This window comes from Microcoleus sp. (assembly GCF_049646505.1).
GTDB lineage: Bacteria > Cyanobacteriota > Cyanobacteriia > Cyanobacteriales > Microcoleaceae > Microcoleus.
The window spans coordinates 1-15,271 of record NZ_JBARVX010000543.1 but is presented as its reverse complement, the minus strand read 5'-3'; the positions used below and the strand labels follow the sequence as shown (position 1 = coordinate 15,271).

15 protein-coding genes are annotated in these 15,271 nt (G+C 47.1%); 12 read left to right on the top strand and 3 right to left on the bottom strand.

What is annotated here, in order from left to right:
* Positions 1-189: 189 nt before the first annotated feature.
* A complete protein-coding gene (locus tag WBA89_RS25685; protein WP_424410416.1) occupies positions 190-1,116 on the bottom strand; it encodes a DMT family transporter in 927 nt (308 codons plus the stop codon).
* A 294-nt stretch (positions 1,117-1,410) separates the two neighbouring features.
* Here WBA89_RS25685 and WBA89_RS25680 point away from each other — a divergent pair, with 294 nt between their 5' ends.
* From WBA89_RS25680 to WBA89_RS25670, 3 genes are all read left to right on the top strand, one after another.
* The gene (locus WBA89_RS25680; protein ID WP_424410414.1) at positions 1,411-1,653 is read left to right on the top strand and encodes a hypothetical protein; all 243 of its coding nucleotides are present in this window, start codon (positions 1,411-1,413) and stop codon (positions 1,651-1,653) included.
* Entirely contained in the window at positions 1,631-2,425 is a 795-nt protein-coding gene (locus WBA89_RS25675; RefSeq protein WP_424410412.1) for an SDR family NAD(P)-dependent oxidoreductase, read from the top strand. Before WBA89_RS25680 ends, WBA89_RS25675 begins: the two co-directional genes overlap by 23 nt.
* Before the next feature lie 377 nt (positions 2,426-2,802).
* The gene (locus tag WBA89_RS25670; protein ID WP_424410410.1) at positions 2,803-3,837 is read left to right on the top strand and encodes an NAD(P)-dependent alcohol dehydrogenase; all 1,035 of its coding nucleotides are present in this window, start codon (positions 2,803-2,805) and stop codon (positions 3,835-3,837) included.
* Between the two features lie 161 nt (positions 3,838-3,998).
* Here WBA89_RS25670 and WBA89_RS25665 read toward each other — a convergent pair whose 3' ends face one another.
* Positions 3,999-4,808, bottom strand: a complete 810-nt coding sequence (locus WBA89_RS25665; protein ID WP_424410408.1) for a calcium-binding protein — start codon at positions 4,806-4,808, stop codon at positions 3,999-4,001.
* 107 nt (positions 4,809-4,915) lie between these two features.
* Here WBA89_RS25665 and WBA89_RS25660 point away from each other — a divergent pair, with 107 nt between their 5' ends.
* The 4 genes from WBA89_RS25660 to WBA89_RS25645 all read left to right on the top strand — a co-directional run bounded on the left by WBA89_RS25660 (position 4,916) and on the right by WBA89_RS25645 (position 10,813).
* Positions 4,916-5,896 carry an ABC transporter ATP-binding protein gene (locus tag WBA89_RS25660; protein ID WP_424410407.1) on the top strand — a complete coding sequence of 327 codons (981 nt, stop codon included), beginning with the start codon at positions 4,916-4,918 and terminating at the stop codon, positions 5,894-5,896.
* A 277-nt stretch (positions 5,897-6,173) separates the two neighbouring features.
* Entirely contained in the window at positions 6,174-6,962 is a 789-nt protein-coding gene (locus WBA89_RS25655; RefSeq protein ID WP_424410406.1) for an ABC transporter permease, read from the top strand.
* A 622-nt stretch (positions 6,963-7,584) separates the two neighbouring features.
* Entirely contained in the window at positions 7,585-9,678 is a 2,094-nt protein-coding gene (locus WBA89_RS25650) for a HEAT repeat domain-containing protein (protein ID WP_424410405.1), read from the top strand.
* Positions 9,679-9,826: 148 nt separating this feature from the next.
* A complete protein-coding gene (locus tag WBA89_RS25645) occupies positions 9,827-10,813 on the top strand; it encodes a DNA-methyltransferase (protein WP_424410404.1) in 987 nt (328 codons plus the stop codon).
* 126 nt (positions 10,814-10,939) lie between these two features.
* On the opposite strand, the gene WBA89_RS25640 is transcribed toward WBA89_RS25645, so the two are convergent.
* Positions 10,940-11,356, bottom strand: coding sequence for a hypothetical protein (locus WBA89_RS25640; RefSeq protein ID WP_424410402.1), 417 nt, complete (start codon positions 11,354-11,356; stop codon positions 10,940-10,942).
* Positions 11,357-11,405: 49 nt separating this feature from the next.
* Between WBA89_RS25640 and WBA89_RS25635 the strand changes: the two genes are divergently transcribed.
* The 5 genes from WBA89_RS25635 (at position 11,406) to WBA89_RS25615 (ending at position 14,746) form a co-directional block, all read left to right on the top strand.
* Entirely contained in the window at positions 11,406-11,543 is a 138-nt protein-coding gene (locus WBA89_RS25635; RefSeq protein ID WP_424410401.1) for a hypothetical protein, read from the top strand.
* 67 nt (positions 11,544-11,610) lie between these two features.
* The gene (locus tag WBA89_RS25630) at positions 11,611-13,380 is read left to right on the top strand and encodes a S8 family peptidase (protein WP_424410418.1); all 1,770 of its coding nucleotides are present in this window, start codon (positions 11,611-11,613) and stop codon (positions 13,378-13,380) included.
* On the top strand, positions 13,377-13,598 hold the full coding sequence (locus tag WBA89_RS25625; protein WP_424410399.1) for a hypothetical protein: 222 nt from the start codon (positions 13,377-13,379) through the stop codon (positions 13,596-13,598). Before WBA89_RS25630 ends, WBA89_RS25625 begins: the two co-directional genes overlap by 4 nt.
* A gap of 457 nt (positions 13,599-14,055) precedes the next feature.
* Positions 14,056-14,364, top strand: a complete 309-nt coding sequence (locus WBA89_RS25620; RefSeq protein WP_424410397.1) for a type II toxin-antitoxin system HigB family toxin — start codon at positions 14,056-14,058, stop codon at positions 14,362-14,364.
* Entirely contained in the window at positions 14,339-14,746 is a 408-nt protein-coding gene (locus WBA89_RS25615; RefSeq protein ID WP_424410395.1) for a helix-turn-helix domain-containing protein, read from the top strand. The genes WBA89_RS25620 and WBA89_RS25615 overlap by 26 nt, the downstream gene beginning before the upstream one ends.
* Positions 14,747-15,271: the final 525 nt, after the last annotated feature.

Here is a 15,271-nt window from a genome sequence, read left to right as displayed (position 1 = left end):
TTATTAAGGGGGGGAGTCAAACTTTTGATAGTAGCATAACTTTATGAAATCGGTATGATTTTTATAACCCTTATTCTGGTTCGCGATCGCCAAAATCTTCATCTTCCGGGCCGCGGGGATGGATGGTGCAGTTGAGCAGATGGCCGCCGTCGCTTCTTCGGTAATAGTAGCGACAAAGGCTGAGAATTCTTAACTGTTGACTGTGCTTTTTTTGGCTCCAACTGTAGCGGTTGCTACGCCAAACAGCAGTATCGCAGCACCTGCGAGAACCGCCGGCGCGGGCACTTCCCGAAACACCAAATAACCCAAAAAACTCGCCGCCACGGGTTCAAACAATACGGCAAGAGTTACTATAGTTGGGGAAATTTGCACTACGGCCCAGTTTAAAATGGTGTGACCGATTAATTGAGGCAAAACAGCAGTCAACAAAATATAAAAATATACAATGTGCGAATAATCGGTATAACGAGTACCCAAGGCGAGGGGGAGAGGCAGCAGGACGATCGCAGCAACAGTATAGGCGATCGCGATATAACCGCCAATTCCCAGTCCCCGCCGCTGAGCTTCCCGCCCCAGCAGCAGGTACAAACTGACAACCCAGGAACCAGCCAGAGCCAGGAAATCGCCCAGGAGTTTGCTGCTGCCGGCACTTTCTGCGCCCGCACTCCCCAGGGCGATCGCCATTCCGCCTGCAAGCGCTACAGTAATGCCAGCGATCGACATTTTGGTGAGTTTTTCGCCAAACCAGAAGCGCGACAACAGCGCTATCCAAACCGGAGTTGTGGTGACGAGGGCTGTCGAAGCCGCAATCGAAGTATAAGAAAGTGAGGTAATCCAGAGAGCAAAGTGCAGGGCGAGACACAAACCAGCCGCCGCAGCATAGCGCCGAGCTCCCGGTTGCAAAGAGTTCCACTGAATTTTCTGCCAAGCCGGAAGCAGAATTAAGGAAGACAAACTCAAGCGAGAAGCAGCGAGTATCAGACTGAAACCGAGGCCGCCCGCGCCTGCTTCCATGTTCGCCAGCCGAATTAAAATCGAAGAAGTTGAGACTGCCAAAACGCCGATAATTAACAATAGGGCGATCGACCAATTCGGCGCTTGTTTCGGAAGATTCATTTTTTCGAGAATTGGTAAGGGGGAATTGGTAATTGGTAATTAGTAAAATCTAGATCCCAATCTGTGCAGCCAATCAGAACTTTTAATTTTATCTTACCTTCTCCTCTCTTTCTTCGCGTTCTTTGCGCCTTCGCGGTTCGTTCAAAAAAAGCCCGATCGCCAATCCTTAAAAATTACCACACTCAAAAACAACAATCAATCTAGAGCGCGCCTAAAATAACCTTAAATCTGTTATAGTTTCAATACCGCAGGGCAGGGCGGGTTTATGAGATTGTAGATTGTGAGCAATTATTGTTGGCGAACCCGCCCCCTACAAAATTTAACATCAAACAAGTCCAAATCATTTCGTTTTTAGTTGCATCGGTATTGTTCCAACAGTCAACAGTCAACAGTCAACAGTCAACAGTCAACAGTCAACAGTCAACAGTCAACAGTCAACAGTCAACAGTCAACAGCCAACAGTCAACAGTCATTTCGGTTCAACCGGAATTGATCTTACAAATTATAACTATCTATGGCTCCTACAGTTTTGATTAAAGGCGCTTCTCAAGGAAGCCGCAAAGCAACGGCACTGTTATTTGCCAGCAAAGGTTACGACGTGGTGATGGTGGCTCGCGGGCCGGAGAGATTGGCAGCAGCAGCGGCTCAGGTGCAGCGTGAAGGCACTTCCGCTGTCCCTATTGCGGGGGATGTGGGCGACATTCAACAAGTGCGGGCGATCGTCCAAAAAGCCCTGGATACTTGCGGAAACATTGATGTTTTGGTGAATAATGCCGGGATTTGTCTCGCGGGGGCGATCGAGCAAACCACCTCCGAAGACTGGCAGCAATTAATGAATACCAATTTTTGGGGCTGCGTTAACACAATTCAAGAACTTTTGCCACATTTTCTAGAACGCAAAACTGGTACAATCGTCAATGTTGGTTCCATAGGCGGCAAAATGCCCTTGCCTCAAATGACCGCTTACTGCGCCAGCAAATATGCAGTAACCGGTTTAACAGAAACTTTGCGATTGGAATTAGCGCCCCGAGGCATTCACGTTTCGGCAGTGCATCCGGGCTTGATTAACAGCGATTTTTTGGAAAGAGCTCAATTTCGCGATCGAGACGAACCAGCAGTCGAATTGCGCCGCCAACAAATGACCGAAATGTTGAAATCAAACTGGGCTTCTCAGCCGGAAGATATTGCTAAAGCAATCTGGGATGCTGTGAAGAATCAGCGTACAGAAGTTACCGTCGGCCCAGCTTTCTTTGCATCGGAAGCCTATCGATTATTCCCCGGTTTGATGCAATTAGTCATGGGTCATTAGTTATTAGTTATTAGTTATTAGTTATTAGTTATTAGTTATTAGTAGCAAATGACTGTTGACTGCTAACTGCTAACTGTTAACTGTTAACTGTTAACTGTTGCTCGTTACCAGGCTCTGCCTGGTAATGCAGATCCGGAGGCTCTGCCTCCTTTTATCTGGCAACTTACAGGATAGAGAACTGTATGAGGTGTTTAAGTTATTAAGTTTTCTATCCTAAGTGCTTGTCACCAGTCAGATCGCGATCGCGCTTCAGGGGCGAAAAAAAGCCTCTATTTACCCCTCGGCTTCGGGATAGAGGAGTGTGGCAGATACTTTGAGTTATTAAATTTAAATTTCTAAAAAAATAGACGGTTCAACCAGCCCCAAATACTATTATAATGACAAACAAACTAGAAAATATTACCATGCAAATCACAGCACTAGCAGCAAAAAAAGCAGGCGGGTTGCTTGAAGAATACAAGTTTGAAGTCGCACCGCCCAAAAAACACGAATGTCTCATAAAAGTGTTAACTTGCGGCATCTGTCACTCGGATTTGCACATGATTGACAACGATTGGGGTCAATCGAAATATCCCCTCGTTCCCGGCCACGAAGTTATCGGAGAAGTGGCAGAAATAGGGCAGGAAGTGACTCATTTAAAAGTGGGCGATCGCGTCGGCGTTGGCTGGCAAAGGTCGTCTTGCTTGCATTGTCGCGACTGCTTGCGCGGTAACGAAAATCTCTGCGATGAAAACCAGGGATTAATTGTTACAGGGCCCGGCGGTTTTGCCGATTATTTAATGGTAGATTCCCGCTTTGCTTTTCCTATTCCCAAAGGCATCGATTCCAAAGCAGCGGGGCCGCTGCTGTGCGGCGGAATTACAGTTTACGCCGGTTTGCGAAACGCGGGGATGAGTTCCGGGCAAGAAATCGGCATTCTCGGCATCGGCGGTTTGGGACACCTGGCAGTGCAATTTGCCAAAAAATTAGGCAACCGCGTGACAGTTTTTACTACTTCCCAAGACAAAGCAGAATTTGCTGGGAAGATGGGTGCCGACGAAGCTATTGTAGTAGGAAAAGGCGAAACTCCACAAGCACCCAGCAGCAAATTAGATATTTTGTTGAGCACTGTTCCTGTTGCTTTAGACTGGGTTCCATACATTGATTTTCTCGATTCTGACGGTGCGCTTGCTTTTGTGGGAGTTCCCGACGAACCTTTGAGTATTCCATTATTTTCGTTGTTGGCAAAGCGCCGCCGAATTACGGCTTCTCCCGTCGGCGGTCGCGCTATGATTAATGAAATGCTGTCGGTTGCAGAAAAGTTTTCGATTGAGCCGATTATCGAAGTTTTTGCGATCGCCCAAGCGAACGAAGCAATCCAGAAAGTCCGCGACAATCAAGTGCGCTACCGTGCAGTTTTGACAGTAAGTTAGATACAGCAATCCTTGCAGGTTTATGAAGTACACACTTTCCTAGCCCGGTTTCTTGTGCGCTTCTCCTCTATAAACAGGTTTGATTCAAGAAACCAGGTTTTGCGTACCTACTTGTATCAAAAGCGCTGTAATTAGCAAGGTGCGCCCCTGCGCCCTACTAATTACAGCAAAGAACTAGCATCGATCAAACGACCGTTTAAATCGGCTGGGGTCACGTTCAACACAGTACCCAACAAAGCATTAGTAAAACCGAATCTAATATTAGTAGCTTCCACGCGGCCGTTGCCGTCTGGATCGAGACTTTGCTGCGAGATACCGCCCTTAGCTAACAAACTCGTTCCCCCCGCTACAGTTCCAGGATCGATCAGCAGCAGTCTCGGATCGTTCAAGCTATAACTTACCTGTTCAAAAGAGATATTGCTGCTGGTAAATGGTACAGTAATTCCAATCGAATCGCTAGACTTATCAAAATCCACAATTACCGAGTCAGGAACTTCAATTCCAAGTATTCTGATTCCCGCTCGATCGACTCTAAAAACAAAAACATCGCTACCAGCACCTCCTTGATAAATATCGACATCTCTGTCGCCAATCAAAGTATCGTTACCGTCGCCGCCAACTAACAAATCAACGCCTTGTCCGCCGCGCAGAAAATCATTTCCCGCACCGCCATCAACAAAATCGCTATTTTTATCTCCTGTCAAAAAATCGTTGCCACTTTCTCCCAAAACATCGTCATCATCTTTGCCGCCGTAAATAGAATCATCGCCGACACCGCCTAACAAACTGTCCTTACCATCGTTGCCAAAAATCAGTTCTCCATCTGACGAGCCCGTCACAGTATCATTGCCGCCCAGCATCCAAACTCCCCCAGGAAAACTAGCAAGCTGTCCCGGTGCAAGTGTAATATTTTCAGGAGTATTGTCTCCTACCAAACGAGAGATGGTTGAATTGTCGGGGGTGAGTACCATAGTTCTAAACTTCGTGCGATGTAATAATGGATATCTTGCAATTATTTCCATCTTGGCACAGCCGATCGCCAAATCGCCAATTTAAATAAAAATTCAAAGTAAAACTCATGCCAATTATCTTAGTTGAAGACTTGAGCAAAGTTTATCCGGTAGCCATCAAAGAACCGGGACTTAAAGGAACAGTGCGGCACTTTTTCAACCGCACTTACCGCAATATCAAAGCAGTTGAGGGCGTTTCTTTCAGCATTGAACCGGGAGAAGTGGTGGGGTTTCTCGGCGCTAACGGTGCGGGGAAAACTACGACGCTGAAAATGCTGACTGGTTTGATCTATCCCTCTGATGGTACTGTGAGAGTGTGCGATCGCACTCCCTTCCGCCGCGAAGCAGATTTTCTGCAAAGAATCACCTTAGTGATGGGACAGAAACAGCAGTTAATCTGGGATTTACCCGTGCTCGACTCTCTGCGGATCAACGCCGCTGTCTACGGAATTTCCGATGCAGATTATCGGCGGCGAGTCGGAGAATTGACAGAAATGCTGTCACTAGAAGGCAAGTTAAATCAAGCAGTGCGAAAGCTATCTTTGGGCGAACGCATGAAAGCTGAATTGATGGCTGCCTTGCTGCACCAGCCGGAGGTATTATTTTTAGATGAACCGACTTTAGGTTTGGATATCAACGCACAGTTTAGCGTCAGGCAATTTCTCCGGGAATATAACGAGCGCTATCAAGCAACGGTACTTTTGACAAGTCACTACATGGATGATATTACTGCTTTGTGCAAGCGAGTTTTGTTAATCCATGAAGGGCAATTAGTTTATGATGGCAGTTTGTCAGGATTGCTCGACAGGTTTGCACCTTATCGGGAAGTTCAGGTAAAATTAGCCGAACCTCTGGCAAAAGATAGCGCTTTTGCTTACGGGGAGGTAGAATCAATTGAGGGACAATCAGTCCGTTTTTTGGTAAAAAGAGAGGAGCTGACTGTGAGCGTATCGAAGATTTTGGCAGAGTTAGAAGTAATAGATTTGACTGTTACAGATCCGCCAATTGAAGAGGTAATTGGTCGAGTTTTTCGCACGGGGAAAGTGTAAAGTTTTTGGCTGGCTTCATTCTGCATGACAGAGAAAATGCCTGTCCCACTAAAGTTTCAGCATTCTGTGGAACGGGCCGAAGAGCCCGTTGCTAACACCGAAAAATTGAACAGGCAAGATGCCTGTTCCACTAAAGTTTTAATCTGCTGTGGAACGGGCCGAAGAGCCGTTGCGAAAATTGAACAGGCAAGATGCCTGTTCCACTAAAGTTTTAATCTGCTGTGGAACGGGCTCTTCGGCCCGTTGCTAACACCGAAAAATTAAATCTAAAATTGATATGACACGATTCATCAGAATTGCTAAAACTTTGCTGGTTACGTACTACGCTTATATGCTCGAATACCGGGCGGAATTGTTTTTGTGGGCGCTGTCGGGGGCTTTGCCGTTTATCTTGATGGGCGTGTGGATGCAGGCGGCTCAAACTGGGGAGTTTGGGCTGAAGGCGATCGACTTTGCCCGTTATTTTTTAGCAGCTTTCATTGTCCGGCAAACTAATGTGGTTTGGGTGATTTGGGAGTTTGAAAAAGAAGTCGTGCAAGGCAAGTTATCTAATAGATTGTTGCAGCCTATAGATCCTGTATGGCATCACTTCGCATCTCACGTTTCCGAAAGGTTTGCGAGGGTGCCGTTTGTATTCGGATTAGTGCTGCTGTTTTTTGCACTTTACCCGCAGTCTTTTTGGCTGCCGAGTTTGGGCAGGTTTTTGCTGTTTTTGTTGGTTGTCGTTTTGGCTTTTTGCTTGCGGTTCCTGATCCAGTATACCTTTGCGCTGTTTGCATTTTGGATCGAGAGGGCAAGTGCGATCGAACAATTCTGGTTTTTAATTTACCTATTTTTGTCGGGACTTGTCGCGCCGCTAGAAGTGTTTCCCGCATCGGTGCGCGAAGTAGTTTTGTGGACACCTTTCCCTTATTTGATTCATTTTCCCGCTGCAATCTTGATAGGATTGCCCGTAGATGTAGGCCGCGGTTTGTTGGTGATGCTGGGCTGGGGTGCGGTGTTTTTTGTGTGGAATCGGTGGCTGTGGCGGCAGGGTTTGAAACAGTATTCTGGAATGGGAGCTTAAATAATCGTTAAAAATTAGAAAACTCTAAGGTGCCTCACAGTAAAAAATTTGGCGTTGCTGATTTACGGTATGAAAGGCTAAATTATGCAAGTCATAGAAACCAGTATCTACAAAGCGTAGGGATTTTCAACTTATTTTTTTCATGTCCTGATTCAGCAACAGGCAATTTCATCAAGTAGCGCTAGATATTACCCCCCAACTCCCCCCAATGCTTTGGGGGGGCTAAGACTTCATCTATAGCACATATGAAAGAAAAATGGTATTAGCTAGATTTGGCAGCTTAATTGTTCGATATCCATCGGCCAACACCTAACATTCCAATTGGGTGGTGGCGGATTTTGCATTGGGGCGCGATCGAGCTTGTAATTTTGGCATAAAATAGAGTCGATCGGCTGCATACTACCATACAGAACGGATCGGAGGGCGGTTGAAACCTGGTTTAGACTTGCCTAGCCTCCCCACGGAGCCCAGCCGTCGCCAACACCTGCGCGGTGTAAAGATAACGTATTTTAACCGCTTTCTGTTCAACCCGCACTCTGCGGGCGCAAGCCCGTACAGGGCTGGGTTGATACCGCCCAATCTTCTTTCAATGCAAACAAATTTTAGGAGACAGGATATCAGTATGTTGTTAAAAAAACTTGTTTCCGAACATAATCCCCAGACAGTTGCAGAGTTAATCGACGCACAACTCAAAACCGGTCAACTGACTTGGGCTAAAGTCAAAGCACAATTTTTTGAGCAGCACTGGCGGGACGAATCTTTGCACGAAGTTCTCGGAGAAATTGCAGCTAAACTCGACAAAGAAACAGCGAGCGATTTGATAGAATATCTCACAGCTCAAAACGGTCAAAATGAAAATTTTATTAATTTATTTTTAGCATCTCAATGCGTGTTAAAATTTAAGAATGGCATCAGCAAAAGAACTGAAATAAAACTGTTAAATGCTTTAAAAAAATTATCGCAATACGGGACTGTTTTCCTGGTTCTTTATCAAAGCGCTCAAGAATTGCAGGAAACTTATCAAATTCGCGATCGATCGATCGCCGCGATCGCCCAAACTTGGAAAAACGACCCGCAAACCCTGCCCTGGCTGAAAATACTCGCTCACTCGATCGACAGCGGCGAAGTCCGGGCCACAGCAGTCAAAGCGATCGCCCGCAGTTGGTCTGACGAGCCAGACATTTACCTGATGCTCAAAAAACTCGCTAAATTAGACCGAAACTGGGCAGTACGATCGGCTGCAATCAGAGAAATGACCTCCGGTTGGCCGGATAAAAACGATACCCTGCCGCTGCTGAGAACCCTGGCTCAGTCCGATCGCAGTCCGGCAGTCCGCACCTGTGCCCTGGAACAGTTGGTCAGGGGTTGGCGCGATCGCACAGATACCCTGTTGCTGCTGAGAACCGCCGCCGAATCCGACGAAAATTTGGGAGTGCGAATCTCCGCGTGGCGACAAATAGCCAGAGGTTGGCGCAGCCTTTTAGGAACTTTCACCCTGCTCAAAAACCTCGCCGAGACAGGAACTTCTACCCTGCGAACAGTAGCGGTGCGGGAGTTGGCAGCGGGCTGGCCCGCCGCGGCAGAAGTTGGCCTGCTGCTGAAAACCCTAGCCGCATCCGACAGCAGCGAACAAGTGCGGACAGCAGCGATCGAAGAATTGGCCTCGCGCTGGCAGGCCCAACCAGACATTTACCCGCTGCTGAAAAGTCTCGCCGAGTCCGACAGCAGTTGCGCCGTCAGGCAGGCGGCAGTGCAAGGAATTGCCTCTGGCTGGCGCTCTAACCCGGAAACTCTGCCTTTTTTGCAAAATATAGCTGCGGGCGATCGCGACGCCGAACTGCGCGAAACAGCCCTGCAACAGATTGCCTCCGGTTGGCCCGACAGCCCAGAGACATTGCCCCTGCTGCAAAAAATTGCGGCCTCAGACGATTATTGGACTGTGCGGCAAGTAGTAGTAGCAGCCGCAGCCACATTACCCTCAGCCAGTCTCGAAGTCTTTGAGTGGTTGAAAAATCTCGCCGAGTCAGACAGACACCTCAACGTCCGAGAAACTGCCGTCGAACAGATAGCAAGAGGCTGGCGGCACCGGGGCGAGACTTTGCCTTTTCTCAAAAAACTGGCCGAGTCGGAGCGGGATTCTCACTTGCTGAGCGTGCTGGTGCGAGAAATAGCGCGGGGATGGCCGCAACAGCCGGAAACCTTGGCTTGGCTGAAAATTCAGCTTGATTCTGACCGGGAGGAGGTGCGGGAAGTGGCGGTGCAGGAACTCGCTCGCAACTGGTATTCGGGTGCTGAAACTTGGCGGATGCTGGAGGCTAAAGCTGAGGGCGACGAGAGTCCGGCTGTCAGGCAAATTGCTTTGCAAAAGTTAGCCCGCGGGCGGAGTAATGAGTCTCAAACTTTTGAGTGGCTGAAAATTAGAGCCCGGCAGGACGATGATTCGCAGGTGCGGGCGATCGCCCTGGTAGAGTTAATGCGGGGATGGAAAGACGAGCCGGGAATGTTTGAGTTTTTGCGCCAGACAGCTCTTACCGACTCCTGCGATCGAACCGGTTCTTTTGCTTACAATCCCCGGTTTACAGCCCTCGAAGCAATTATCGAACATTATCCCGAAAATGCGGAAACTTTGCCTCTGGTGCGATCGCTTGCAGTTTCCGACGCAGACGAGCAAGTGCGGGCCTTAGCGTGCCGCCGGCTCAGGAGCGAAGACTGGTAAACAGAAACAATCCCATTAATCCCTGAGTCGCAGCTCTCAAAAAAATTAATCAGGTGCAATCCCACTGTACTATAATCTATCCCTAGTCGTTGGCACTGGTAGCGAGGGATAAACGAAATTAGTCAGTTCTAATAAAGGTTTGAACGTGATGCAAATCTCCCCAGACGCTGTAAGCGAGACACAACAATTTAAGCAGCAGAATTTAAAACCTTTAACACAAGGTTTTCAACTGCAATATTCACATCCTCACGGACAAATTTATCAAGGTAATTCAATTGATTGGCTTAAATCTCTTGAGTCTGAAAATGTTAATTTAATTTTTGCCGATCCGCCTTATAACATTAAAAAAGCCGATTGGGACTGCTTTGAAACTCAAGAGCAGTACATTGAATGGTCGCTTCAATGGATCGGCGAAGCATCGCGGATTCTCAAATCAACAGGCTCTCTATATATTTGTGGGTTTTCTGAAATTTTAGCTGACTTAAAGCATCCAGCATCAAAGTATTTTAAGAGTTGCCGTTGGTTAATCTGGCACTATAAAAATAAAGCGAATTTAGGTAGCGATTGGGGGCGATCGCACGAAAGCATTATTCACTTTCGTAAATCTGATTCCGTCAAACTAAATATAGACGATGTACGAATTCCCTATGGCGCACATACTTTGAAGTATCCTTCACATCCGCAAGCGAAAACAAGTGCTTACGGGAAAGGAGCAACTAAGAAACGCGACAACTGGACACCCAATCCAAAAGGTGCAAAGCCTAAAGATGTCATAGAAATTCCTACTACTTGTAACGGTATGGGTGAAACAACACCTCACCCCACCCAAAAACCAGAAGAGTTATTAAGGAAATTTGTGCTGGCGTCGTCTAACGAAGGAGATTTGGTTGTCGATCCATTTTCAGGTTCGGGAACAACTCTCGTTGTTGCAGAACAATTAAATCGTTATTGGATGGGATGCGATCTTAATATGGAATACAACGATTGGGCCTTCAAACGTATAGAAAATGTGCGTCGCATGACAAAAGAAGAATGGATATCTCTCGATCGCAAAAATGCAGAAAGACGGGAGAGCGCTCGGCGGTTGAAACCGCTCCTTGTCAAACAAAATCGGCCGAGGCCGACTAAAAAATAAAGTTACCCGGATTTAGCCGATCGCCCACCGCACCATTTCCCCATCATTAAAACACCCGCGATCGCGCCCCGTATTCTCCCACCTCAGCAACCGTACCCAAAAAACCGGGTTTTGCCAACAATCCTCTTACAAAAATCGCTGCAATTCCTCCTGCAAATACTTTGCCCATTTAGTCGCTAGAGGAACTTCTGTAAACGGCACCCGGACAGCCTCCGCATCTTTTAACAAAAACTCTAGGGCGATCGCACTTCCCGAATTCGGCGGCGACTCTAAATCTACCGCAGCGCCGTTAACTAACAACCTGAGCGACTGCACATTTTTTAAAGAAAAACTTTGCAAATTCACAGGCCCGCTGCGAGTAGGTTTCCCCCAAGTCAAACAATCTTCTTGCTGACCGAGTACAGCATAAATATCGTACTTGGCCTTGGCGAATTGTTCCGCCCAGACGCGATACGCTTCCACCTTTTGATACTCGTTCCATCCAGCCCAAGCCAGCCCAATAAAAATTGCCAGCAGCGGCAGCCACATTAAACCTCTTTCCATGCAATATCCTTGTTGAAAATACTCCAGTTTTTCTTTGCCATCTGCTGTAATGATACAATTGATTCAACTGCTCAAACTTCACCGGCAATTTAAACTAGAAATTAGAGCAATTTTCGATCGAGCAACAGCCACAGCCGACAAATACCAAACCCCGGCCCGCGAGACATCCAGAACCCGCAGCCGGTAAAACTGGCGATCGCGAGGAAAATTCGGTTATTGTGGTGAACAAGCCTTCCCTCAACGGACGATCGGCAATGAAAAAATTTTTCTTTCTGTGCTTATTTTTAATCGGGCTCGGCTGGGCAATTTCTAATTTCCCAGGACTTGCTACTCAAGGCACCTACGACTCGATTGTGCTGGATTTCCGCGAAGATATCGGTAATCCTGATATTGCAAAACGAGTAGAAGAACTCGCCCAGCAGTACAAAGTCACACCGCAACTCAACAGTGAGTTTTCTAAAGAGGATAATGTGTATGTTGTCAAGGGCGATCGCACTTTGCTAAACGCCCTGAGAAAATCAAAGTTGGCTAAAGATACCGAATACATTGAACCGAACTACATTTACAGCGCTTTCGAGATTCCCAACGACCCCATGTATACCAAGCAGTGGAATCTCCGCAGCATCAACGTAGAATCTGCCTGGAACGAAACCAAAGGCAGCGGCACAACAGTAGCGGTAATTGATACCGGCATTACTCCCGTCGCCGACTTAAAAGAAACTAAATTTGTACCGGGCTACGACTTTGTAAACGATCGCGCCGAAGCCTACGATGACAACGGCCACGGCACTCACGTCGCAGGTACTGTCGCCCAATCAACTAACAACAACTACGGCGTTGCAGGCATCGCTTACGAAGCAGCTTTAATGCCGCTGAAAGTATTAAGCGGCAGCGGCGGCGGTACAGTTTCCGACATTGCCGAAGCAATTAAATTTGCAGCAGACAACGGCGCAGATGTCATCAACATGAGTTTGGGCGGCGGCGGCGAAAGTCAATTAATGGAAGAGGCGATCGACTACGCCCACTCTAAAGGCGTTGTCATCATCGCCGCCGCCGGCAACTCCGGCGACAGTTCGGCATCCTATCCCGCCCGCTATCCCCACGTCATCGGCGTTTCCGCCCTCGGCCCCAACGAAGAAAAAGCCGATTATTCCAATTTCGGCGCGGGTGTTGACATTTCAGCCCCCGGCGGTTCTGAACTAGGCAAAATTCTGCAAAGTACGATCGACCCAGAAACCGGTGCCGAAATCTTTGAAGGCTACCAAGGCACCAGCATGGCTGCGCCCCACGTTGCCGCCGTTGCAGCGCTGATCAAAGCCTCCGGCGTCACAGAACCAGACGAAATTCGCAGCATACTCTTGCAGTCCTCGCGAAATGTCACTGAAGATCCCTTAAACCATTTTGGTTCGGGACACCTAGACGCAGGCGCAGCAGTTCAGCTAGCCCAGCGCGGACAAATCAACTTCCGCGACTTCTTCCGCTGGCTGCGCGACAACGGCTATCTCAGCCCCCGCTTCTGGATTGACGGCGGTGCAGTCGCCCTGTTGCCGAAAATTGCAATGGTGCTCGGTTCTTACCTGCTGGCTTTCATTATGCGGAATTATTTTCCGTTCCAGTGGACTTGGGGCTTTTCCGGCGGCTTGATGGCTGGAAGTTCTGGGTTCTTTTTCCTCCGCAACTTGTTTGTATTTGACTTGCCGCAGTGGCCGATGAGAATTATGGGCAGTTCTATTCCCGAACTCGGCGGTGCAATTAACGGCAGCAATATGCTGAATCCCTTATTTGCTAGTGTTTTGATTCCGGGGATTTTGATTGTTTTGCTGTTGGGACATCAACAGTGGAAGTGGATTGCGATCGCAATGTCGATCGGCTTTGCTAGCTGTTTAGCAGTGAATGCTGTAATCTCTCCTGCAGTTTGGGGATTGGGAACTGGTTTAGTAGCACAAACATTCTTGATTGTCAATGCTTTGTTGTGTTTTGGATTGGCGCGTTTGGCGATTAAAACAGAGGTGCAGTCAGCATGAGTATTACTGTCAAAGGCAAAATTGAACGCAAAGGATTAGGCCCGGGAACCTGGGCTTTGATTGGCGAAGATGGAGAAACTTATGAACTTAAGGATGCTCCTTCTGAGTTGAAAAAAGAGGGTTTGAAAGTCAGTGTCAAAGGTACAGTCCGCAAGGATATCATGACTTTTGCGATGATCGGCCCGGTGCTTGAGGTGCAGTCTTTTGAGGCGCTTTAGTCTAATTAGTTAATCCAGCTTTCGAGCAAAAAAAACCCCGGCCAAAATTGGCTGGGGTTTATTAATCAGGGTGCATCTACTAATTTAATGTCCGCTTCGATGTGCACCTGTTCAGGACAATTTGACAGAATTTGCGAAAATTGGCGGCTCAGCTTGGATACGCCAAAAAAAAACCCGGCCAAAATTGGTCGGGAGTTAATTAATCAGGGTGCATCTACTAATCTAATCTCCGGTAACACCGCACCTCTTTCAGGATAATTTGGCAGAATTTGCGACAATTCGCGGCTCAGCTTGGATACCGCAAAAAAAACCCGGCCAAAATTGGTCGGGAGTTAATTAATCAGGGTGCATCTACTAATCTAGTTCTCGTTTTTACAGCGATCGTTTATAAAACAGTTTAAAATATACTCAATGAGTTTATTTTGATGAATTGATACCTGATGTTTTTTTTAAATTTATGCGAGTTATCAGCAAAAGAACCCTGAGAGACTTTTGGGAAAAATACCCCAATGCAGAACCCAATTTATTACAATGGTATCAGCGAACGTCCGAGGCAGCATGGAAAAACCTCGCAGAAGTCCGCCAAGTTTTTCTCTGGGCCGATATCGTAGGAAATTTTACAATTTTTAATATCAGTGGCAACAACTACCGACTCATTACGTTTATCGATTATGAATATCAGCTAATTTTCATCCGTCGCGTACTAACTCATGCCGAATATAACAAGGAGAATTGGAAAAATGACAGTTGGTTTAAAAACTCCTAGCAACTACTATATGGAACTCATCACCACCTTTCCACCGCGCCCGATCGCTAATGATGATGAATTGATCGCCACGCAAACTCGCATTAATGAAATTCTCGATCGATCGAGTATCACCTCCGACGATCGGGATTATTTAAAAGTGTTGGGTACACTGGTCTATGACTATGAAGAAGAACACGAAATTTGGCCTGCCTTGAAAGGAATTGCCCTGGTGAAAACATTAATAAATGAAGATAACGTTTCGCCCGAAAAATTGTTAGAAATCTTTGAGAGTGAAGAGATTTTTAACGAAGTTATGATGAGCAAGAGAGAACTAACTGTCAGTCAATTAAAAAAACTCGGAGAGTTATTTCACATCTCGCCATCTGCTTTTGTGGACTAAAACTTTTCTCTAGCCTCACAGCACCTTTTTCAGGGAAAATCTGACTTTTAACCGCGATACACGCAGATTGACCCTGACAGGCGTTGATTTAGTGCTGATTTGTGGTAAAAAGTGCGATCGCCAAAAAAAACCCGGCCAAAATTGGTCGGGAGTTAATTAATCAGGGTGCATCTACTAATCTAATCTCCGCTAACACAGCACCTCTTTCAGGACAATTTCGGAAAATTGATGATTTCAGAAACCCGGTTTCTTTCAACATTTCTTGTCACATATAGCAATCCTCGCATCATTTTCAATAACTGGTTAAGAGCCTAAGAGCCTAGGAATCGATGTCACTCTTGAAGATCCTCGCCTCGCCTCGCCTGCGAAAATGGAGGCAGAGCCTCGCCTATCTGCGTTACCAGGCAGAGCCTGGTAACGAGTAGTTGGCGGCTCAGCTTGCATACCGCCAAAAAAAAAACCGGCCAAAATTGGTCGGGAGTTAATTAATCAGGGTGCATCTACTAATCTAATCTCCCGCCTCAC

Excerpts from the sequence above, each read along its gene's own strand:
- WBA89_RS25665 (WP_424410408.1), bottom strand. The coding sequence starts at position 4,808 with ATGGTACTCACCCCCGACAATTCAACCATCTCTCGTTTGGTAGGAGAC.
- WBA89_RS25685 (WP_424410416.1), bottom strand. The coding sequence starts at position 1,116 with ATGAATCTTCCGAAACAAGCGCCGAATTGGTCGATCGCCCTATTGTTA.
- WBA89_RS25620 (WP_424410397.1), top strand. The coding sequence starts at position 14,056 with ATGCGAGTTATCAGCAAAAGAACCCTGAGAGACTTTTGGGAAAAATAC.
- WBA89_RS25635 (WP_424410401.1), top strand. The coding sequence starts at position 11,406 with ATGATACAATTGATTCAACTGCTCAAACTTCACCGGCAATTTAAACTA.
- WBA89_RS25660 (WP_424410407.1), top strand. The coding sequence starts at position 4,916 with ATGCCAATTATCTTAGTTGAAGACTTGAGCAAAGTTTATCCGGTAGCC.
- WBA89_RS25615 (WP_424410395.1), top strand. The coding sequence starts at position 14,339 with ATGACAGTTGGTTTAAAAACTCCTAGCAACTACTATATGGAACTCATC.
- WBA89_RS25645 (WP_424410404.1), top strand. The coding sequence starts at position 9,827 with ATGCAAATCTCCCCAGACGCTGTAAGCGAGACACAACAATTTAAGCAG.
- WBA89_RS25655 (WP_424410406.1), top strand. The coding sequence starts at position 6,174 with ATGACACGATTCATCAGAATTGCTAAAACTTTGCTGGTTACGTACTAC.
- WBA89_RS25630 (WP_424410418.1), top strand. The coding sequence starts at position 11,611 with ATGAAAAAATTTTTCTTTCTGTGCTTATTTTTAATCGGGCTCGGCTGG.
- WBA89_RS25640 (WP_424410402.1), bottom strand. The coding sequence starts at position 11,356 with ATGGAAAGAGGTTTAATGTGGCTGCCGCTGCTGGCAATTTTTATTGGG.
- WBA89_RS25675 (WP_424410412.1), top strand. The coding sequence starts at position 1,631 with ATGGCTCCTACAGTTTTGATTAAAGGCGCTTCTCAAGGAAGCCGCAAA.
- WBA89_RS25650 (WP_424410405.1), top strand. The coding sequence starts at position 7,585 with ATGTTGTTAAAAAAACTTGTTTCCGAACATAATCCCCAGACAGTTGCA.
- WBA89_RS25625 (WP_424410399.1), top strand. The coding sequence starts at position 13,377 with ATGAGTATTACTGTCAAAGGCAAAATTGAACGCAAAGGATTAGGCCCG.
- WBA89_RS25670 (WP_424410410.1), top strand. The coding sequence starts at position 2,803 with ATGACAAACAAACTAGAAAATATTACCATGCAAATCACAGCACTAGCA.